Annotated in this window: 20 protein-coding genes and 1 other annotated feature; of the genes, 2 read left to right on the top strand and 18 right to left on the bottom strand. The window is 38.5% G+C overall.

Annotation, left to right across the window (positions count from 1 at the left end):
- Nucleotide 1: 1 nt before the first annotated feature.
- From QSJ81_RS20005 to QSJ81_RS19955, 11 genes are all read right to left on the bottom strand, one after another.
- Nucleotides 2-421 (bottom strand): MarR family winged helix-turn-helix transcriptional regulator, encoded by a 420-nt coding sequence (locus tag QSJ81_RS20005; protein WP_285719108.1) that lies wholly within the window; start codon nucleotides 419-421, stop codon nucleotides 2-4.
- Between the two features lie 225 nt (nucleotides 422-646).
- Nucleotides 647-961 carry a hypothetical protein gene (locus QSJ81_RS20000; protein ID WP_285719107.1) on the bottom strand — a complete coding sequence of 105 codons (315 nt, stop codon included), beginning with the start codon at nucleotides 959-961 and terminating at the stop codon, nucleotides 647-649.
- Nucleotides 962-1,157: 196 nt separating this feature from the next.
- A complete protein-coding gene (arsM, locus tag QSJ81_RS19995; RefSeq protein WP_285719106.1) occupies nucleotides 1,158-2,393 on the bottom strand; it encodes an arsenite methyltransferase in 1,236 nt (411 codons plus the stop codon).
- 77 nt (nucleotides 2,394-2,470) lie between these two features.
- Nucleotides 2,471-2,914 carry a MarR family winged helix-turn-helix transcriptional regulator gene (locus QSJ81_RS19990; RefSeq protein ID WP_285719105.1) on the bottom strand — a complete coding sequence of 148 codons (444 nt, stop codon included), beginning with the start codon at nucleotides 2,912-2,914 and terminating at the stop codon, nucleotides 2,471-2,473.
- Between the two features lie 151 nt (nucleotides 2,915-3,065).
- On the bottom strand, nucleotides 3,066-3,908 hold the full coding sequence (locus tag QSJ81_RS19985; protein WP_285719104.1) for a pirin family protein: 843 nt from the start codon (nucleotides 3,906-3,908) through the stop codon (nucleotides 3,066-3,068).
- A 160-nt stretch (nucleotides 3,909-4,068) separates the two neighbouring features.
- Nucleotides 4,069-4,308 carry a CDGSH iron-sulfur domain-containing protein gene (locus QSJ81_RS19980; protein ID WP_285719103.1) on the bottom strand — a complete coding sequence of 80 codons (240 nt, stop codon included), beginning with the start codon at nucleotides 4,306-4,308 and terminating at the stop codon, nucleotides 4,069-4,071.
- 249 nt (nucleotides 4,309-4,557) lie between these two features.
- Nucleotides 4,558-5,790, bottom strand: a complete 1,233-nt coding sequence (locus tag QSJ81_RS19975) for a phenylacetate--CoA ligase family protein (RefSeq protein WP_285719102.1) — start codon at nucleotides 5,788-5,790, stop codon at nucleotides 4,558-4,560.
- On the bottom strand, nucleotides 5,790-6,398 hold the full coding sequence (locus QSJ81_RS19970) for an indolepyruvate oxidoreductase subunit beta (RefSeq protein ID WP_285719101.1): 609 nt from the start codon (nucleotides 6,396-6,398) through the stop codon (nucleotides 5,790-5,792). Before QSJ81_RS19970 ends, QSJ81_RS19975 begins: the two co-directional genes overlap by 1 nt.
- Nucleotides 6,395-8,188 carry an indolepyruvate ferredoxin oxidoreductase subunit alpha gene (gene iorA / locus QSJ81_RS19965; protein ID WP_285719100.1) on the bottom strand — a complete coding sequence of 598 codons (1,794 nt, stop codon included), beginning with the start codon at nucleotides 8,186-8,188 and terminating at the stop codon, nucleotides 6,395-6,397. The genes QSJ81_RS19970 and iorA overlap by 4 nt, the downstream gene beginning before the upstream one ends.
- 47 nt (nucleotides 8,189-8,235) lie before the next feature.
- Nucleotides 8,236-8,482: a binding site (T-box leader), on the bottom strand.
- Nucleotides 8,483-8,695: 213 nt separating this feature from the next.
- Complete coding sequence (locus tag QSJ81_RS19960) at nucleotides 8,696-10,384, bottom strand: HAMP domain-containing methyl-accepting chemotaxis protein (RefSeq protein ID WP_285719099.1); 1,689 nt, start codon at nucleotides 10,382-10,384, stop codon at nucleotides 8,696-8,698.
- A gap of 456 nt (nucleotides 10,385-10,840) precedes the next feature.
- Nucleotides 10,841-11,194 (bottom strand): hypothetical protein, encoded by a 354-nt coding sequence (locus QSJ81_RS19955; RefSeq protein WP_285719098.1) that lies wholly within the window; start codon nucleotides 11,192-11,194, stop codon nucleotides 10,841-10,843.
- 217 nt (nucleotides 11,195-11,411) lie between these two features.
- On the opposite strand from QSJ81_RS19955, the gene QSJ81_RS19950 reads away from it, so the two are divergent.
- Nucleotides 11,412-12,179 (top strand): NRDE family protein, encoded by a 768-nt coding sequence (locus tag QSJ81_RS19950; RefSeq protein WP_285719097.1) that lies wholly within the window; start codon nucleotides 11,412-11,414, stop codon nucleotides 12,177-12,179.
- A gap of 216 nt (nucleotides 12,180-12,395) precedes the next feature.
- On the opposite strand, the gene QSJ81_RS19945 is transcribed toward QSJ81_RS19950, so the two are convergent.
- Both QSJ81_RS19945 and QSJ81_RS19940 read right to left on the bottom strand, forming a co-directional pair.
- Nucleotides 12,396-12,809, bottom strand: a complete 414-nt coding sequence (locus QSJ81_RS19945; protein ID WP_285719096.1) for a CBS domain-containing protein — start codon at nucleotides 12,807-12,809, stop codon at nucleotides 12,396-12,398.
- 222 nt (nucleotides 12,810-13,031) lie between these two features.
- Nucleotides 13,032-14,279 carry a M20/M25/M40 family metallo-hydrolase gene (locus tag QSJ81_RS19940; protein WP_285719095.1) on the bottom strand — a complete coding sequence of 416 codons (1,248 nt, stop codon included), beginning with the start codon at nucleotides 14,277-14,279 and terminating at the stop codon, nucleotides 13,032-13,034.
- Between the two features lie 404 nt (nucleotides 14,280-14,683).
- Between QSJ81_RS19940 and dcuC the strand changes: the two genes are divergently transcribed.
- A complete protein-coding gene (gene dcuC / locus QSJ81_RS19935) occupies nucleotides 14,684-16,048 on the top strand; it encodes a C4-dicarboxylate transporter DcuC (protein WP_285719094.1) in 1,365 nt (454 codons plus the stop codon).
- 208 nt (nucleotides 16,049-16,256) lie between these two features.
- Here the strand turns inward: dcuC and QSJ81_RS19930 are convergent, their stop codons facing one another.
- The 5 genes from QSJ81_RS19930 to QSJ81_RS19910 form a co-directional block, all read right to left on the bottom strand.
- A complete protein-coding gene (locus tag QSJ81_RS19930) occupies nucleotides 16,257-17,174 on the bottom strand; it encodes a hypothetical protein (protein WP_285719093.1) in 918 nt (305 codons plus the stop codon).
- 621 nt (nucleotides 17,175-17,795) lie between these two features.
- Nucleotides 17,796-18,920, bottom strand: a complete 1,125-nt coding sequence (locus QSJ81_RS19925) for an epoxyqueuosine reductase (protein ID WP_285719092.1) — start codon at nucleotides 18,918-18,920, stop codon at nucleotides 17,796-17,798.
- Between the two features lie 12 nt (nucleotides 18,921-18,932).
- On the bottom strand, nucleotides 18,933-19,703 hold the full coding sequence (locus QSJ81_RS19920) for a 4Fe-4S binding protein (RefSeq protein ID WP_285719091.1): 771 nt from the start codon (nucleotides 19,701-19,703) through the stop codon (nucleotides 18,933-18,935).
- A gap of 194 nt (nucleotides 19,704-19,897) precedes the next feature.
- Complete coding sequence (locus QSJ81_RS19915; RefSeq protein ID WP_285719090.1) at nucleotides 19,898-20,341, bottom strand: MarR family winged helix-turn-helix transcriptional regulator; 444 nt, start codon at nucleotides 20,339-20,341, stop codon at nucleotides 19,898-19,900.
- An 89-nt stretch (nucleotides 20,342-20,430) separates the two neighbouring features.
- Nucleotides 20,431-21,684, bottom strand: coding sequence for an NAD(P)/FAD-dependent oxidoreductase (locus QSJ81_RS19910; RefSeq protein ID WP_285719089.1), 1,254 nt, complete (start codon nucleotides 21,682-21,684; stop codon nucleotides 20,431-20,433).
- Between the last annotated feature and the right edge of the window lie 196 nt (nucleotides 21,685-21,880).

The raw sequence follows: 21,880 nt of genomic DNA, 5'->3' as shown, positions 1-21,880 counted from the left end.
TCTAGAACGCCTCCTCATTAATTTTCTTAAGGATTTTGATCAATTGCTCATTTTCTTCACTGGAAAGAGCGGCGAGTATTTGCTCTGTTAAATTGAAATGATATTGATGGTGTTCAGAAAAAGCATGCAAACCTTTTTCTGTTAACGTTATAAGGTGGACACGCCGATCTTCCTTGACAGACTCCCGCTTGGCATACTCTTTTTTTTCTAATCGATCAACGGTAACGGTTGTCGTCCCTGTCGTTACACCTAAGTGCTGAGCAAGGGTTTTCATCTTCATTTGACCGTATGTACCTAATATTTCAATTGCGTGGGCCTCGGACACGGTCAAATCGCTAGTTTTTATCACCGAGTTCTCCCATGACGAAAAACCATTATAAAAAGTAAACAACTCATGTGTTAATTCGTCTAATGTATTCATATTTCCTAACTCCTTCGACTCTCTGAATATTTGATATAAATATTGTTTGATATTCAAACTAATAATAGAATATACAGTGACTTTTGTCAATTAAAATTTCCATTTTATTATTCAAAATAAAAAGAGACAGGCAAATTTGCCTATCTCTTCTACACTTGCGCTTCCGCGATCTAAGAACGCTCCTTTTATGAGGAGCTCACTTTGACTTTAATTTATATGTATTATTTAGTCTGTGCTATCGTTACCTGAATAGCTTACTAAATGGGAGAATCCCTTCGCTTCAAATTTGAAAATAGTGAATCCTTCTTCAAATTTTTCGGGACAATCTTGAATTTTCGAAACCAAAAACTCTAAACCATATTGGGAAAAGATAGTCCATAAAGAGCAAGGAAGTTCGTCTAGTTCCTTGTATGTTATTAAGAATTGCTCATTATATTGCCCTTGGAGCAGCCTATTCCTCCACAGACAGTCTTGACTAATTTCTCTCACAACATCATTTAGGTATTTTTCGTGGGATTTCTCAGCTATAGCGAATTTCATCTTTGTCATATCCTACTTTCGTTCAATTTAAAGGAAGTACCAAGTAAGGGAACTATGCACATCATCGAATCATACCACTTCCAGCGTATAATTGCCAGAAAGAATCATCTTCACTCTTATTTCTGGAACTCAGCAAGACTCATCTGAACGTTTTTCTTGAGTCATTCAAGGTAATGGTTTCTACGACGCCAACCTATTATAACTTTAACTTCATACAACTACTTGAAGCGGGGCAGCAACCATCCAATGCCGAACTTTGCATGAGATCAGCAGGTATTTCTGAACGTTCTATCTTAGAAAAGCCCCAGCGTGCCGCGAACTTTTCTACTGTCTGCGTTAAAAGATATATTTCTTGAATCCCTGCTTGACGTGCTATGGATAATGAGTGCTCAACTAAAGCAGTTGCAATTTTATGTTTGCGAAATTCTTGACGAATCGCCATGGATCGTAACATGACGTTAGTTCCAGCAAATTCAAGTCCGATTACACCTATCACCTCTTTTTGAACAGCTACCAGAAAATTGGCTAGGTTTTCTTCTACCCCAGAGCTTGTTAGCCCATTTTCAAGTAGAAGTTTATGGATGGCAGGCAAATCTGTATCTTTAGCAATGCGGATTGAATAATCACTGCCTTCATTAAAAATCTTTACAGGTTTTTTAGCGCGAATAAAGGCGCTGACTAAAGCTCCCTTTAACTCTTCTCTTTCTACTTGGGAGAGTTCAGGTAAAAAAGCTGCTCCATGCTCATCACTAAAATCATAAGTTCGAGTTCTTACGATTTCTATATTTGAAAAGCCTGCTGCAGTTAGTTTCTCTTGGTATTCTTCCTCAAGTAATGCCCCAGCAATACATCCGGCCCAAGCAGTTATACTTTTCTGCACACTTACTGGTAGTTGGCGGGTTACTACAATATCCGATATAGCAAATCTGCCGCCAGGTTTTAGCACACGATATCCTTCCTGTAATACCCGATCTTTATCAGTAGAAAGGTTAATCACACAATTGGAGATAATTACATCTATCGTATTATCCCCTAATGGAATGGCTTCAATGTGCCCTTTTAAGAACTCGGCATTTAAAATATTAGAAGAAACTTGATTTTTCTTCGCAACAGCTAACATTTCATCGGTCATATCTAGGCCATATGCCTTTCCATAAGGTCCAACCCGCTTTGCTGAGAGGAGTACGTCAAGGCCAGCCCCGCTGCCTAGATCAAGAACAACTTCTCCAGGATACAGCTCGGCAAGAGCCGTTGGATTGCCACAGCCAAAGGATGCCTTTACAATATCTTCTGACAATCCTTCCACGTCATTTTTTTCATATAGTTTTCCAGTTACCGGATTTTCAGAGGTAGAAGTTCCACAGCAATTAAGCTTATTTGTAATGGCCTGGGCATATTTTTTTCTTACATTTTCCCTAATATCCTGTGTCATAAATAAACCTCCTAATTATTTCTTTATAAAAAAAGCGTCATCAATTTACTATTTACTCTAATCATACTTTCAGTTTTTTAACAACATTTCGTATCTTTTAGAGCATCTACAAAAATTTGCAAACTCTCGATTACCTGCTCACGCTTTCCTTCAGGGACAGCATTTAAAATTTCGGAAAAATATACTTCCATCCGTTGCTCAATGTTTTTAAACAATTCTTCCCCTTTGCCAGTAAGCTTTAACTTGACGAAACGCCGATCTTCTTGATCAGCTTCCCGCAGCATGATACCATTATTCACAAGCTGATCTACGGTTCTACTTACTGTACTTTTATCTAGATTAAGTAATTCAGCCAATTCGTTGACAGATATTTGCTCTTTTCTACCGGTTTCAATCATTGCATGACATTGGGTTAATGTAATTCCACAACATATTGCCCCATCACGCTCTAAAAATCCAAGTTTGCGGATTAATAATCGGGTCATTTCTCTAAGACGTTGACTTGAATCAACAAAATTCATACAACCACCTCCTAGTATTATTTTACTATTATTAATTGCATTATGCAACTGTTTCTTCGAGAAACTATATGTATAAAAAAGGACAGTTAGACTACACCTAACTGCCCTTCTCCATCTAACAAGCCTCTTATACTAATTAAGAGAGATATGATTAACGGATAAATTTATTTTCCTCTAAGTCTTTAAAAGCTTGATTCAATTCTTCTTTTGTATTCATAACGATGGGCCCGCCCCATGCAATCGGCTCCTTAAGGGGTTTCCCTGCTAAGAATAAAAATCTTATACCAGCACTTGAAGCTTTTACCCAAAAGGTATCCCCTTCATTAAATAGTACCGCATGTTTCTCCGAAATCAACTCCTCATTATCTGGACTAAAGCAGCCTCCTCCTTGGAGAATATATACAAATAATGTGGAATCTACTTCCGTCTGGAAAGACCATTCACAATTTGCCTTTACTTCTACATCAAAGTATAAGGGTTTGACGTAATCACCTTGGATAGCACCCGATATTTCTTTATACTTTCCAGAAATTATACGTATCTTATAATCATCCTCATCAATAATAGGGATGTTCTTCTTTAGGATATCTCTATACTTAGGTGCAACCATTTTATCCTTAGAAGAAAGATTGAGCCATATCTGAGCTCCCAGCATCCGCTCACTCGATTTTGGCATTTCTTGATGAATAATCCCGGATCCTGCAGTCATCCACTGACAGTCTCCATCCAAAATACTCCCTTTATTCCCTAGACTATCTCCGTGCTCTATATCTCCATTTATAAGATAGGTAATGGTTTCTATTCCGCGGTGAGGGTGCCAAGGAAATCCTTTGATATAATCATCAGGATTGACAGAATCAAAAGCATCTAACATTAAAAATGGATCAAACTCTTTAACATCATCATGACCAAAAACTCTTACTAGCTTAACACCAGCACCATCTATTGCTTTTTCTCCTGTTACAATTCTGCGAATTGTCCGGATATTACTCATAATTAATGTACCTCCCAAACTCTATTTATCAGCTTCTACAGCAATGTCGCATCCATTAATAGTATGTTATAGTTCAGCTTATTCTAATTACACTCCAGTGAAAAAAATGCCAACCAACATTTTCTTAATAGCTGTTGGCTGACACTTTATCTATACTCTATTAAAGACTATCATGTGTTCCATCACAAAATGGAGGTGTTTTAGTATGCTTACAGGCACAGAGATAAACGGTTTCATTTTTTTCAGCAGTAAATGCTAATGGCTCAAATGAAGTGCCTTTATGTGCCCCATCACAAAATGGTTGATTAGAGCTTTTGCCACATTTACACCAATAGTAGGTTTCACCCTTCTTAACATCAACAGCAATAGGTGATTTCTGAGAAATTACTGGTTTTTCCATTCTTATCTCTCCTCTTTTAATTTCTTCTATTAATTAAGTTTATTAATAGACATCATTAATTTATCTACTGCTTAATCTATATTATTTTTTGTAGTAATCATTCATGTAAGAGGAAACATTTTTATCTATCATAATTGTACCACTTTATGGGTAAACTACAACTATATATCTGGATTAAACGAAAAAGAAACCACTATGACCCATATTTTTTCTCACTAATTAGTTTTGAATTTAATACTTGTGCCTTATTTAATATCGATTGTCGACAACCCTCACTGTTTTCTTTTCGCTTCTTGGCAGTTCCCCAATTCCAAGAGCTTGTGTATTTATAATGATACCAATCTTAGTTTTAAAATGCTTTTTGACCGCTAACTCCAAACTTGCTTTGTCATGACCTTTTTGCTTTTCAAATCGGAGCAGCATACTATCTTTTGCGTCATTTCGATCAAGTACAATTTGATATTCACTGCTTGTTCCATCGATTGTTTTTAGAACATCTTCAATTTGCCCCGGGTATATATTGACCCCTTTAATCTTAATCATATCATCTGTTCTTCCCACAATGGGAGCATGTCTAGGATATCTTAAACCACAGTTACATTCCCCTGTTATTAATCGCGTAATATCTCGAGTCCTGTATCTGATTAAAGGAGCACCTTCCTTTTTCAATGTTGTAATGACAAGTTCCCCGAATTCTCCATCCTTAACATTTTCCCCCGTATGGGAGTCAATAATCTCAAAATAAAAGTAATCATCCCAATAATGAAGTCCACTGTTACATCCACAACTTATTGATATCCCGGGGCCGTAAATCTCGGTAAGCCCATAAATATCATATAACTCTACACCCAATTCTTCTTTAATTCGCTCTCTCATTTTATCTCCCCAGCGTTCGGAACCGAGAATGGCTTTTGTCAAATGAATATTTTCCTTTAGCCCCCTTTTACGAATTTCTTCGGCTAGTAAAAGTGCATAAGACGAAGTAGCTATAATTGTAGTAGATTTTAAATCCATCATCATTTGCAATTGTTTCTCTGTATTGCCCGGGCCCATAGGAACAGCCATAGCCCCTAGCTTTTCTACGCCTGCTTGAAATCCAATACCAGCGGTCCACAATCCATAGCCAGGTGTAATTTGGACTCGATCTGTTTTAATCACGCCTGCTACTTCCATACATCTTTTCATCATATTTGCCCAGTCTTCTAGATCCTGCGCTGTATATGGAATGATTACAGGTGTTCCTGTTGTCCCTGAAGAGGAATGAATTCTAACTATTTGTTCATCAGAAACAGCTTGCAAATTGAGTGGATAAGCACCTCTTAAGTCTGCTTTTGTTGTAAATGGTATTTTCGAAATATCCTCCGATGATTGAACATCCTCTATCACAAAACTTGCTTCTTTAAACTTATTTTTATATAAAGAACTTTCTTGCTCTGCTTTTCTCAGTAATTTCTTAAATTCTAAAAACTGTACTTTGTTCATTACAAAGCCTCCTTATCATGATGATATTTTTCAAAACAATATCCCACTTCAAGTGCTGTTTTATTTTGTTCTATAAGTTTTTGTGGCAAGATTTCTTGTATGGTATGTAACATCTCCTCTTTTGAGAAAGGAAGCAATTGTTCTTTTATTGCAACTCCAAGCATTATCACATTTAATACCTTTGGTGATCCTGCTATCTGACAAAGCTTTCGTCCGTCAACAAATACCACTTGGTTTCTTATATCTCTTAAAAATTTTACGATATCTTCCACTTTATAACTTACCTCTTCTAGGGATGCTGTGACAGGTATAATTGGATTAATATTGACTAGAATCCGTCCCTTTGGTTTTAAAAATTCCATATTCCTGACCACTTCGGCTGGTTCGAAACCTATGATTAAATCAGCCATACCTTTTGGAATGGCTGAAGAACAATGCTTAGCATCCGTGCGAACATGACTTACAACACACCCGCCCCGTTGCGCCATTCCAATGGTCTCTGAAGTTCTTACAAAGCTTTGACTATTCATCGCCGTTTGTGCGATTATTTTCGATGCCAAAACAGTTCCTTGACCACCAACACCTGCTAATAAACAATCTACTTTCATTCCTTTTCACCTCCAATTGCATTTACAGGACAGATGTTTCTGCATAGCCCACATCCATAGCATAAGTGTGGCTGAATGCTAACTTTCCTTTCTTTAATACTCATTGCAGGGCATCCAATTTCCTTCAAACACTTTTTACACCCAATACAGTTTTCTTTGATATGGCTGATCGTTTTTGGTTTAATCACAGCTATACAAGGTGACTCAAAAATTACAGCAGAAACACCTTTATAATTAACTGCCTGTGTGACTGCGTCCATCGCATCCTCATAGTTTAATGGATTGGATTTTTTGATAAAACCAACGCCACATCCTCTAAGCACGTTTTCAATACTGATCTTTTCCGCTAGATTCCCCATCATTGTCTTCCCAGTGCCAGGATGTGGCTGGTGACCTGTCATTGCCGTTGTACTATTATCCAAAATAATCACGGTAATATCGGTTTCATTGTATACTGCATTAAGAATTCCAGAAATTCCAGTATGAAAGAAAGTAGAATCTCCAATAAAAGCAATCTTTTTCGAATCATCTTCTACTCTTTGTAAGCCTTGAGCTATGGTAATGCCAGCTCCCATACAAAGACAGGTATCTACCATATCGAGGGGTTTGGCATTCCCTAATGTATAGCAACCAATATCTCCTGTAAAAACAGCCCTTTGTTTCGCTTTTTTCATCGCCATCTTTACACTATAGAAGGAAGCTCTATGAGGGCAACCCGCACAAAGTACAGGAGGCCTGATGGGAATTTGTAAAAGTTCTGCTTGGTTATCTAAAGGCAATTTTTCTCCTAAGAACCGGTAAATTGCAGTCCTCACTATTTCATAGCTATACTTTCCTGCTATGGGTAAGTCGCCTGTTAATTTACCTTTTATATGGATCTTGAGCCCCATCTTGCCACACATGCGAAGTAAATTTTCTTCCACTACAGGATCTAACTCTTCTATTACTAGTACTTCATCTAGGTTCTTTAAAAATTCAAAGGCAAGCTTTTCTGGAAAAGGGTGAGGTGTTGAAATCTTCATTAACCTTACATCGTTAGGTAAGTATTCTAAAATTTCTGCTGCAGGGAGAAATGAAGCACCACACGCCACGATTCCTTTCGTTCCGGCTCCTATGATTTGGTTATATATTGATTTAGAAAAATCTTCGCTAATTTTGGTTTCATTCTCAATAATTTTTATATGATTTTGATAAGATAATTTAGGAAATATCACCCATTTAGGATCTTTTATAAATCCTTCAATCTCCTTTATTTCTATCGCTTCTTTGATTTCAACACTAGCGCAAGCATGGCAGACCTGAGTCGTTGGTCGAAAGAGTACTGGTGTACTAAACTTTTCAGAAAGCGCAAAAGCCTCTCCTATCATGTCATACGCTTCCTCAGGTGTTGAAGGATCAAATATTGGCAGGTGGGCAAAGCGTGCGAAATGTCTTGTATCTTGTTCAGTTTGGGATGATATAGGGCCAGGGTCATCTGCAACTAGAATCACCATTCCACCTTTTACTCCGATGTAGGCTAAACTCATCAACGGATCACTTGCTACATTCAACCCCACTTGTTTCATCGTTACCAAGGATCTTGCTCCCGTATACGCAGCTCCTGCAGCTACCTCTAATGCTACCTTTTCATTTACAGACCATTCTACATATATGTCTTTTTTATTATCCCTTGCAATCGCCTCCAATACTTCAGTTGAAGGTGTTCCTGGATATCCAGATACTACTTTTACCCCTGCTCGTATGGCTCCTTGTGCAATTGCCTCATTTCCCATAAGAAGTTTAATCTTCATTTATTTCCCTCCTATCTACTTGAATACACAAAAAACACCTGTCCTTATATAAGGACAGGTGTTTAACCTGCGGTACCACCTTGTTTGCCAAACATAACATTTGGCCACTTTAATCCGAATGCCATCACATTCTTCGCCCTATAACGTGAGCACACGTTGCAAGCTACTAAGTCTGAGACTTTTCACCTCACCCTCAAGGGTCCATTTATCAATCCGCATTTCTGCCAAGATTCCAGCCTCTCTCGACTCTCTGTAAGCGCGTAAATGATTTTATCTCCCTATCAACGGTTTACACTTATCAACTATAATATATACATAAATTACCACACCATTCCACCATTGTCAACACTCAGTATACACAAATATCATCTTTGTACTATATCCAATGATTAATCAGACCTAATCGCCAATTAAAGGACTCAGCCAGCAATATCTGCTGGCTGAGTCCTTTTGATTTTTCAGCGCACTATAATGTAAAATTTCTTCACACTTTTACAGTTAGTTATGTTAGAACTTAAACTTTGCAACAACTTCTTGCAACTCTACGGCCATATGTGCCAGTGCTTGACTGGAAGAAGCAATTTCTTGCATAGAAGCAGATTGTTCCTCCGTAGCTGCAGAAACAGTTTGCGTTTGCCCACTTATATCATTACTAATTTGATCAACCTTTTGGATATAAACACCGACTTCTTGGCTATCATTGACCATCTGCTGAATGGAACTAGAAATACCTTTACTTTGATCCGATACTTGGCCAATTAGCGTAGAAATCTCCGCAAATGATGTCCCAGCAACATTTACTACATTGATACCCGTACTTACCTCACGAGTTCCTTCCTCCATTGCGTTAACTGCTTTGTCAGTTTCTTCTTGAATTTCACTAATCAAAGTGGCAATCTGTTTTGCTGCTTCTTGAGACTGTTCCGCTAGTTTTCTGACTTCATCCGCTACCACAGCAAAACCCTTACCTTGTTCTCCTGCCCGAGCAGCTTCAATTGCAGCATTTAGAGCCAACAAGTTGGTTTGACCTGCTATATTGGAAATAGCATCAACAATTTGCCCGATCTCTTTTGAACGCTCACCAAGGTTAGTGATCACTCCTGAAGACTCGCCCACTTTTCTATCAATTGTACCCATTTGTTTAACAGCTGCCTCAATAGCACGCCTCCCCTTTTGCGCGGCATCGGCAGCTTGATCACTTATGTTCATAGAATTAACTGCATTGCCTGCAACCTGTTGAATGCTAGTTGCCATCTTATCCGTAGTCGTTACAGTCTCACTGATATTCTGGCGTTGCTTCTCTGTATCTTCTGCAACTTCAATAATTGTCATCGCTACTTGTGTAGCGGCTTGCGCTGATTGCTCTGCACTCGCAGTTAATTCTTCGGAAGATGCCGCGACTTGTTCTGCGGAAACCGATACTTGACGAATAATCGCCCTAAGGTTAGAAAGCATTTGGTTAAAGGCCATAGCGAGTTGTCCAATTTCATCACTCGACTGATAGCTAATATTTTCAATCGACAAGTCGCCATTGGCTATTTTACTGGCAGCTTCGGCAACCTCACCCACTGGGCGTGAAATACTGCGGGAAACTAAAAAAGCAATGATCATCGACATAATAATTACAACGATATTAACCACAACGAGGATAATCCGTGAACGTGTCGCATCCTCTGCATATTTTTCTTGCTCTTGCTTTACATAATCTTTAGTGGAGCTAACTAGCTCTTCGGTAGCGCTCATCGTAGCTTTATAAGGCTTTCCAGCTTGGGACATATAGGTAGCCACTTCATCTAGTTTATTTCCTTGTTTAGCAGCCATAGATTTTTCTGCAATTTCTTCATAAGCTGCTTTTTCTTTTTTAATAGTTATCAAAAACTGATTGGATTTCTCGGTATGAAGACTTTTTTCCAGCCAAGTTATCCGCTCATTGGCTTTTGTTTTGTAGTCATTATAAACTTTAATATCATTGGGGTCCCCGGTAAAATTAAATCGGCGCATGACAACGGCTTCATTTGCAATATCTGAAGCAGCCCCCTGCACCATTTCCATTTTTTCAATATTTACTTTACTAAACTCTTGATAAGATGACGTTATCTCACCAATTTTCCAGTATGTAAACCCACTCATCAGAATAACGAGAGTCAAAACGACGAGAAAGCCTCCTGTTATTTTCTTCCCTACGGTCAAGTTCATAAATAATCCCCCTTGTATCATATTTTTTGCAAAAGACATTATTGCTAAAGATAAAAAGTAGCTTACTATAAAGGCTCCCATCCCTAAATATAAGCTTACATCCACCAGCCGATATGTTATTATTGCTTAGACACTACGGGACTTTTGTCCTGATGTTTTAAGGATATCAATACAATTACTAAGCTATACAGCTAAATTTCGACAAAATAATATAAACTCCTTTTCAATATGTCAATATTTTGCCAAATTTTAAATTATTTCTCTGCTTATCCCATATGCCAATAGTCCTAGTTAAAGCTTACGTTAGGTACTAATTAAGTAAACGGATAGGAATTATAATAATCATAAAAATATGACAACGAAACCCAGTTCTCATAAAGAGAGCTGGGTTTCATAAATAGCAGATATGCCTTGTTGACCTTTGGAAACCATTAAACTTCCTCATTATTTATTAAGCTAGGATTTTTTATTCCACGGTTTAAAACTTTTAATCTTATCTAATAATCCTTCTGTATTACCATCAAAGGTAATGGCTCGGTCATCAACAATAACAACTGCAGGGGGTTTTTCATCAGTTACGTCATCCACTGTTATATCGTATTTTTTTAACCATGTTTTGATTCCTTCAATTCCTCCAGGCTGATAACACCTTGAAGAAACAACAACTACACGATAATGCTTACGTATTTCAGTAATGGCCTCCTTGATACCCGGTACTGGAGGGTCAGGAATTACACCAGCACCTTGCCAACGACTTGTATAGCTGTTAATAACTCCATCAAAATCAAATATTACCGTTTGTTTTTTCATCATCATACCTCCTTGTAACATCAGTATTCCCCATATAGTTTAAAAAACATTTTTACTCATAAAACATATATCTCATAGAAAGTTTTTGGAGATCATTCTTTCATAATCAATTACGCTTTCTTAAATTTTTGTCTAAAATTATCCTATTTAGAGTATTTAGCAGGTAATAGCAGATCTCCTATAGAAACCATCAGGCTAAGAGAGGTGATAACGTGTTATGTGTTTAATTTTATTCGCTTACCAGCATCATCCTAACTATCCTTTAATTGTGGCTGCCAACCGTGATGAATATTATGCTCGTCCCAGTGCACCAGCCCAATATTGGTCTGATCATCCTCATATTCTAGCTGGCAGGGATCTAAAGGAACTGGGAACTTGGATGGGTATAACTGTTCATGGACATTTTGCTGCCTTAACTAATTATCGCGACCCTCAACGTCATTCTGACGAGGCTTTGTCACGAGGCCATTTAGTTGCCGACTTTCTTCACAGTCAACAACCACCACATGAATACCTAAAAAAGATCGAAAAACAAGCTAAGCAATATAACGGCTTTAATTTACTTGTTGGTGATCTACAATCTTTATGGTATTACAGCAACCAACAAGGACAAATACAACGGGTTACGCCTGGAGTTCACGGTCTTTGCAATCATCTTCTGAACACGCCTTGGCCCAAACTTTCAAAAGGTCGCCAGCAGTTGGCACAATGCCTTACTGAAGACACTGTTTCTGAAACTGATTTATGGGATATTTTGACCAATCGTGAAAAAACACCGGATGATACTTTACCCAATACAGGTGTTAGCTTAGAATGGGAGCGTACCTTATCTTCAATATTTATTGAAGGTCCGGAATATGGGACACGCTCTTCTACCATATTACTAGTAGGACATGATGGATCGGTTAAATTTGTTGAGAGAACATATCATTCATCTCTATCCTCTTGGCAGGAAGTCTCATATCAACTTAAACTCAAACTTTAGAAAATGCTGCATAGTGCCGTTTGGCTGACGATAGGGATTTACCGAGAAGCTTATAGAAAAATGTATACCTACCTAAATAAAGAATGTGAATGCCAAAAATAAAGTGCACCCCCAAAGTTAGACAGTATGATATACTGAATTAACTTTGGGGGTGCACTTCAAAAAGGCATCCGCTTTCTTTACTTTATATCTTACTTGCTATTCTACAACTCTTCTCTAATAATTTACATCACAGGATTTTTTAGCAAAATACTCAATAATCTCACTACGACGAATGATTCCGATAAAGATCCCACTATCATCCACCACCGGAACAAAGTTCTGAGCGATAGCCAAACAAAGTAATCCTTCCATCTCTGCATTTACTCGCACTGGAGTGTTTATCATCCGTAAGGGAATTTCTTTTATCATAACCCGCTCAGTATCAGCAAAGGTTAATCCTGGTGTATTTTTCATTTTCCATAATAAATCACCTTCGGTAATTGTCCCAGCATATTTACCATGCTCATCAATGAGAGGAACAGCTGTATAACGGTGATATTCCATTTTTTCAAGGGTTTGCCGCATAGTACTATTATCCGGCAAATAAACTACTTCGCTTTTTGGAATCAAAAAAAATGCTATATTCATAGAAAATAATCCTCCAACTTTACTAATCTACTTATATTAGGTAGCCCACAGAATATTACCTAACTTCAGATCATCTTAAATTAGATGACTATAACTAATAATATTACCATGCATGGCGAAGTTTTGGCAAGTTTGACTGGGAGTTTGCTCCGCTAAATTACACGGAAAAAAGTTCCATTTACAATCATTATGCAAATGGAACTTTTATTATACTTCAGATACTTACTTAATCTCAGGCCACTTCCCAGTTAATTCAAGAATAAAACAAACCAATGCCACAGTGCGAGGAACTGCAGTTTTTAGATCAACAGACTCATGATCCGTATGTTCATCATAGTTTTCTACACCTAAGGCATCAATTGTAGGAACATATTTGGCAGCTCGATTTCCATCGGTTAATCCACCAGCTATCCATTCAACAACATCAGCATTATACTCACGTTTTACTATCTTTTTGAACATATCAACTAGTATTTGTGCCTGTGGTGTTTTTTCCATTGGACCTGTCTTGATACCGCCAGTCACAGTAACTCTAGTTCCAGGAACAACGGTTTTATTGGGAAGATCCTTTATTTCCTGATCTAGACGTTGCTGTTCTGCAACACTGAAACAGCGAACATTAATTTTAGCGAAGGCATCTTTAGGAATCGAGTTAATTTTTTGATTACTTGAGCCAATTACACCTACATTGATCGTGTTCTCTGGGATAAATTGGCCATGGTCTTGAATACCTTTTTCTTTTAGTTTCTCCATTGTAAGGCTGCCAGGATCATCCGATAAGGGACTAGCCATCTTATATAACAAACTAATTTGATTCCCAAGCTCCATAATAGCATTTGCTGAAATCTGAGAAGCGTTTCCATGGTGTCCTGCAATGCCCTCAACTTGAATTTCATAATTAGCACTACCCTTGCGTTGCGTCACAATCCCCCAATTAGGGCGAGCAGTGTCCATTATAATACACATATCAACTTGTTGAGCAAGTTCTGCAACAATCTCTTCAGCAGTCGATGACCCACCTTCTTCCTCACCATTATAATAGAGGATTATTTCTTTAAAATTATCATAATTTAAATCCTTAAGAGTTTGCATTGAATAAATCGTTTGGACAACAGTTGCTTTATCATCCCCTACGCCAGGTCCGTAAGCAAACAGATTCTCGTCCACTCTGAATGGACGTTTCTGGGCTTCTCCCTTTTCAAATACAGTATCTACATGAGCAATTAATAATAGTCGTAACGAGCCCTTGCCTGTAAAGCGTACAATTGTGTGAGTAGCTCTTGGATTGTTTCGATACTCTACGCTTGCTCCAAGCGCTTCCAATCTTGCTCCTACAATTTTTGCAACAGCATCAGTACCCTCTGCATCACCATTACCAGAATCAATATTAGTCAATTTTTCTAACTCGTTAATAAAATCAGGTAAATAATTAGCAACAATTTCTTTTACTTTTTTACTATCTATCATCATCAATCCCCCTATAGTTACTATGTATTTTGTCAAATCACTGCTCTATAGTTACCTTATTATTCTATCATGATTCGTAGTAATATTTAAGTAATATTCTGGATGAATGATTATCTACTAATCAGTAACTAGGCAATCTCCTCTGAAAACTATATACTATAAATGTTGAATTTGCAATATTTTAAAAAGAGGGATTTTTCAGAATATGTCTAATATAATATTGTGTAAGTGTCTCTTGTAGGAGAACAGTCCTGCAAGCTTGCATCCCGCTATCACTATTTTGCTTATCTTGCTACAAGAAATTATATTATTTTTTTTGGGGTAATAGAAAAACAGCAGAAAAGTCAAGCAAAGAGGAGGCATGGAGCAGTCAGACCTTATTCTTCATCAATAAAGGAGGTACATATTTGAATATTGTTCTTTCGTTAATCGTCACTTTCTGGGTAGGTTTCCTTATTGTTAAAAAGTATAAACCACAACCTGTTCTGTTTATCGCCGGATTAATTCTTATGTTTGCAGCAGTAGCCCTTGGTCTCGGGCGAATCCTACCAGTTAAAGAGAGTACGGGATTAGTTCTGTTTGATGCATTTGAATTTATCAAGCAAACTTTTAGTTCTCGTGCAGCTGGTCTAGGTCTTAATATCATGGCAGTGGGTGGCTTTGCCCGCTACATGGATCATATCGGTGCCAGTAAGGCTTTAGTTAAACTGACAATCAAACCATTATTGGCCCTTCGCTCCCCATATATTGTTATGTCCGCCGCGTGGGTAGTAGGAATGCTTTTAGGCTTATGCATCAACAGTGCCTCTGGCCTAGCAATGCTACTCATGGTTACTATGTTCCCCGTCCTCATCAGCCTTGGCGTTAGTCGCTTATCTGCTACTGCGGTTATTGCTACTACCCTTTGCTTGGACTGGAGCCCCAGTGATACAGGCACGATTCTATCTGCTGTCACTGCCGGTATTGATCCAGTAATCTATTGGACCAATTACCAAATTCCCATAGCAGCCGTAGTAATACCAGTGGTTGCAGTACTCCATTTCTTTGTACAAAAATGGTTTGACAAGCGTGAAGGCCATGTCGTCCAAGCGACTACCTTTACCGAAGCTGAAACGGATGAAAAATTGCCGCCGATGATTTACGCAATACTGCCAGCCCTGCCTTTGGCTTTAATCTTGATCTTCAGTAGCCTTTGGATTAGTTGGATTAAAATGGATATCATTAAAGCCATGTTTATTGGTGTGGCTATCGGTATGATTTTTGAATATTTCCGTTACCGGGACGGGAAAAAAGTCCTTGCAGATATTCAATCTTTTTTCGATGGCCTAGGTATGCAGATGGCCAATGTTATCACGCTAATTGTAGCTGGTGAAACCTTCGCGAAAGGTCTTACTACCATCGGCACCATCGACGCCATCATCGCTTCCGCTCAAAGCTCAGGCTTTGGAGCTATCGGCATGATTCTCGTTATGATCAGCATCATCGCCATTTCATCAGTAGTTATGGGCTCGGGCAATGCACCATTCTTTGCCTTTGCAGCATTAACTCCCACTGTTGCCGCCAAAATGTCAATTGCACCAGTGGTTATGCTACTACCCATGCACTTTGCAGCAAGTGCTGCCCGCACAATGTCACCAATTACTGCGGTTATCGTAGTTGCTTCCAGTATGGGTAACGTATCACCCTTTGATGTAGTCAAACGGACCGCCATTCCTATGGCTGGGGCCTTAATCACCCTTGTTGCCGCAAACTTCCTTTTCTTTTATAGATAGAGAAGGACTACTAAGTTTCGGTATATAAATAGCAGCCCTTCTCTCAAGCAGGGCCGCTATTTACATAAGAAAAGACTTGGCTTGTGCCAATTCCTCGGACGCAGGCAGAAGCCTTAGACGTTCTTACTTGGAATCAAGAAAATGTTCTACTTTCTGATTCGCACAAAAGCAGGCTACTCTTCCAATAGGAAGATAGCCTGCTTTTTTATTATTTACTTTCCGAGAAAGTTTCAATGGAATTTAGTACATCACCATCGAAACTAAGTTTTTTAGTACCGTAAATCCAAACTGAATCATCTTCTTCTATGCGAACTGGTTTGCCCCAACTCAGAAGAATTTCCCCTTTGGTCATGCCTTCTTCTACAATTCCCTTTTCAATTTTACTCCACAAATCACCAGACCAGCCGAGGCTAATCCTTGGATCTTCGGTAAATAATGCATCCTGCCAAGGAGGAGTCTGGGTCCAAGATTGAACTGGGATATTAGTCCAACTATATGCAATCGGTAATATCGCCTTTTCACCATTCACTGAAACAATCAACCAAATAGGTTCTTGCGACTGATTACCTGCATACACATCAACCACAGTCACAGGAGCACCAATGATAGTAGCTACAGTCACCGGCGTTTCATATGGGTCATATAGCCCAGATAACTCTCTGAACTTTGGATAAATAGTCTTTCCTAAAAATTGCTGACGTGCATTATCTAGATCGGAAGTTAACACCAGTCCTTCTAATTGCCCACGCATAGTTCGCCCAACCAACTTCTCTCCCGTATCTTTTACCGTCATATAAACCATATACTCTTGCTGATGATAGCCAGCTGCAAAAGGTACTACTTCAGTTACTTTAACTTGTTTTCCTACATGCTGCGCATAAGGAATACGAACAGAGTTATCTCCCTTCAATCCCTGAGTAGCTTGATCTACTTTAAAAATTTCGTACCCAGCAGCTTGCTTCTCAGCAGGTAAAGTTAGAAATGTGAAACTGTTCCCTACCCATTGATCAACCTTTATATTAGCTGAAGGTGCTTCATTAGATGTCGCAGCCCAAACGGAACCAGTCGTCCCAAATCCTATTAGTAAACTCAATACCAACAAAATACGTAAGCCAAAATGTTTCATTTTTTATCCCCCCATTTTATTTTTCCCTGTACCTCTACCTAAATTTTTGTATGAGGTTCACCAAGCAACTAATCAACACATGCTGCTTAAGAATAATAAAAACCCCTACGTGTACGATTCGTGTCTGTCATCTAGCAGATCTACTGTATCAATTTCGTGGCGGTCAAATATCTTGCTTCTTTATTAAATTTAGTTAATGACAATAAATTTAAAAACATCATACTACGGATAATCATTATTGTCAAATATTAGTTTAATTTTACCATTTTTCTCACAATATATGGTTTTAAATGGCTTAGGATGCATTTATACCAAGTACAATCGTCCATAAAGCAGATAATGTACAAAAAATCACTATGACTGATACTATAGGAAATCCACTATTACGAAAATCATTAATGATTTATCAGCAGAATTCACTAGACACAAGGGTAGGCAAAGCATTTGTTAACTTCCTAAAAGATATCGATTTTCAACGTACTGTCTAATCTTACTACACTTTACTTTGACAGCTCTCCTTTCACCTTTTCATGTAGAAGAAAGACAACAAAATTATCACTCAGTCTTTAAACATCAAGTAAAAAGAGCACCTACTTCTTATATAAGTAGGTGCTCTTTTTACTATAAAATAGACAATGCTGCTTCAATCTCTTTTTTTACAGCAGTTGACGTTTCCCGATTAAGACTTTCCTTCAAGGTTTGGCGAGCCTGTTTACCACCTATTTTACCTAAAGCCCATGCAGCATAACTTCGTACTAACTCTTCTTTATTTTCCATAGCAACTGCAAGATCTGGGACAAATGATGGGTCGCCTAAGTTGCCAAGTGCAATCGCTGCATTACGCTGTAAATATTTTCTCTCTTTTACATAGTTGAACATTAAGGGCTGAATTCTTGTGGCATGAAACTCATCTGTCATATTGAGCATGTTAGCAAGACTAAAATCTTTCGCTACTTTTGACAGAAAGGCATCCTCTGGTAATTTGGCTTTTATCTTTGTTTGATTGCGAGGGCACACCTCTTGGCAAATATCGCAACCATATACCTTTGTTCCCATTTTTCCCCGTATTTCAGGCTGAATATAACTACCAGCCATACCATCTTGTGTGAAAAATGTATTGAATGGGATGCAGCGGCTCGGATTCAATTTATTTGGCTCATATATAGCTTGCGTAGGACAAGCTTTCATGCAAGCCGAACATCCTTTGGGGCACCCTATTTCAACCGTAGGACTATCATATTCAAGTTCTTGATCTACCAGGAAGGATGTTAAATAGATGAAAGAACCAATCCCTTCGGCGTAAGCAAAATTATTTCTACCAAAATTCACTATACCGGCCTTTGCCGCAACCAATCTTTCTGGCAAAATAATATTCTCGCCTACCTCACAGCCAAGTTTGCGCAAAAACTCTCGCATTAATTGGGTCCGAGCACCATTAACATGCTCAGGGGGCGCATTATAAGATCTAGCTTGATAAACCCGTCCCATTATATCTGTCAATTTCTTTGGGAATTCCTTTTGTGAGTAGTCATAGACTGTTGTAATGATTGATTTTGCCGTTGGCATGACAGAACGGGGTTTAGCAGAATTCAATGGGCGGTAAGGTGATTGGATATAAAATGCATACATTTCGCTTCGATTCGTTAATTCATCGATGTACTCCTGAAAATCGTCAGCAGGAATAATTCCCACCTTACTATACCCAAGGTCTAAAGCAAATTCTTTAATTTGCGATGTAAGTGACATATTATATTCCTCCTAATTATTATTAGATAGACCTACAGGACATGATTTCATACAGTTGAAGCACATATACTGATTTCCTAGATGCGCAGCCTGGCGTAACCTGCCATATTCCTCACTCATGAGCATTTCCTTCTGCTTTTCTGGTGAAGCAGCAACAAGCTGAGCCCAAAAAGTTATATCTGTTCCAATGCCGTAAGGCAGCGAATGCTTAACGCATCTCATCACGTTTGTTCTCCCTGCTTCCTCTAGAGCATTGCCGGGACAATTCTTTACACAAAGATTGCAATGGATACAGAAATCCTTATTACTCTTTATTGACGGCTCGATTGCAAGGTTCGTAACGATACTGACAAAATTAACCCTGGTACCGAACTGAGGGTGAATGACTAGATTGTGGCGTCCAAAAGATCCCAGCCCCGCGGCAACAGCGGCATGCCGGTGCGAAAAATCAGCAATTGCCTTTCTATCTTGATGAATTTCATAAGGGGATGATAAGGGTATAGTCGCCACCTTTGCTCCCATGCGGCTCTCTAAAAATCGCGCAACGCGATAGCTGGCTGTCCTGGCAAAGGCTCCTAAGTCCAAATAGCCATTTAAAGCAGCACTCAGACTTGGACTCTCACAGTTTGATAACACTTGAAAGGCTAACACAATAATTGATTTTGCATCAGGACGAAATTTGGTAATTTCATAGGATTTGGGGCTTTTATAATCATCTACACTTGCAAACCCAACATCATCAACACCCAAATTTAGAATAAACTCTTGAATTTTTTCCTTCATCAAATATCACTCCTATATTATTTTTAAATACCTGTACCTCGAAAAATCGACTCTTATCTTAAAAAAGGGCAAAATCACAAATAATCTTAAAATGAACATTTACGTGTATATACACCCAAGTCGATAAGAAAAATGCTGGTAGACCTTTTTTTATCTCCAGCCTTGCCGAAAGAATTTTAATACTATGCAAAATTTCATTGTCCCAACGCTTCTAATCTAGCCATTAGCTTAACCAAGGTAGTTAGATCTTCTTCACCGAGATATTCCTTCAATGCAGATTGTGCCTCTTCCCACAGTCGCCAAGCTTTTATTGTAATCTCTTTTCCTGTTTCAGATAATATTACTTCTTTTACGCGGGGGTCTTTTCCAGGACGAATGACCAGTAGCCCAGCATCCACTAATGGTTTCAAATTGCGGTTCAATGTAGTACGGTCAATCCGCATCGCCTTAGCTAGCTCGCTAATTGCAATTGGTTCAAGCTGCTCCACATGTCGTAATAAGGATAATTGGGTAATTTTAAGACCACTTGGTTCTAAAATTTTATCATAAAATTGGGTTACTGCCCGAGATCCTCGCCGAATATTTAGGCAGTTACACAGGCTAGAAGGTTTGGGAACTTGTTCTGTAATAGGTTTCATAGTAATCCACAACCTTTATAAAGATAGAATAACATAGGTGCATATACACTTTTTTTTATAATAACAATATGTTTTGATTTTGTCAAGATTTACTGACGGGTGATAATACGCACAATTCGCTCGTATACTAGGTAATCCCAAATCCATTTTACAAAAACCACAGCGCGATTGCGGAAGTCAATTAAACGTAAAATATGCACAAATGACCATATAGCCCAAGCTAGGAAACCATGTATTTTAAATTTTCCCATATGAACAACTGCAGCATTACGCCCAATTGTGGCCATATTTCCTACATCGTTATAAACAAATTTTTTAAGTTTCTTACCACGAATCAAACCACAAATATTTTTAGCAGCAATTTCAGCCTGCTGCATTGCAACAGGTGCAACCATTGGCAAGGGTCTTTGATCCTGCATGCATTGTGCCGAATCACCTATAATAAACACATCAGGACGGTTAGGTATTTGCAAATAGTCATTTACAATAGCCCGCCCCATACTAGCCTGCTCCACATTTAATTTTCCCACCAGTTCATTCGCTTTTACCCCTGCTGCCCAAATTAAGGTGTATGTAGGAATAATTTCTCCGCCTTTTAGAGTCATACGTTCACCATCATACCCAGTAACCTGCACACACATTCGTACCTCTACATGCTTACCAATTAAAGTCTCCACTGTAATATCACCCAGTTCTTCTGGCATAGCTGCTAATAGTCTATCGGAAGCTTCAACCAGCATAATACGCACTTCTTTGAAATTAAGGGTATGATACTCTTTAATCATTACATGATAAATAAGTTCAGATAAAGCACCTGCTGACTCTACGCCTGTAGGACCGCCACCGACAATAACAAAGGTTAACAACGCCCGGCGTTTGTCACCGTCTTTTTCATGAGCAGCCAATTCAAACATACGTAAGACATGATTACGAATAGCAACAGCTTCATCAATGGTTTTCATACCAAAACAATGCTCTTTCAAGGATACCATACCAGAATAATTAGTCATTCCGCCTGCTGCCACGACCAAATAATCATAACAAAGAGTACCTGTATTCATAGTAACAGCTTTATTCTCAAAATCCACAGCTATCACTTCAGCCAAACGAAAATCTACATTCTTTTGTTCTCTAAAAATAGCTCTCACTGGGTATGCAATATCATCAATTGATAACCCAGCAGTGGCAACTTGATAAAGTAACGGCTGAAATAGGTGATAGTTATACTTATCGATAAGCGTAATCTTGACGCCGCTCTTTGCTAATGCCCGTGCCGTACGTATTCCACCAAAACCAGCACCAATAATTATAACGTGTGGTTTTACCGCTGTTTTATTTTCCAATACTATGCACCTCTGTTTCCCATTATTATTTAAATTTACTCGATTTGAAATAGTTTTAGACGTATACTTACTAACTACAAAAGACGAAGATTGCTCTCTTCGCCTTTTGTATTACCATGATCTAAAATCTTTAATTCTCATGCCTCTCTGCAATGCAATCTCTTCTAATTTTCTCTTGTTATCGGATAGGGCATTA

Origin of the sequence: Pelosinus sp. IPA-1, assembly GCF_030269905.1 — a bacterium.
Classification (GTDB): domain Bacteria; phylum Bacillota; class Negativicutes; order DSM-13327; family DSM-13327; genus Pelosinus.
This window is presented reverse-complemented; position numbering and strand designations above follow the sequence as displayed.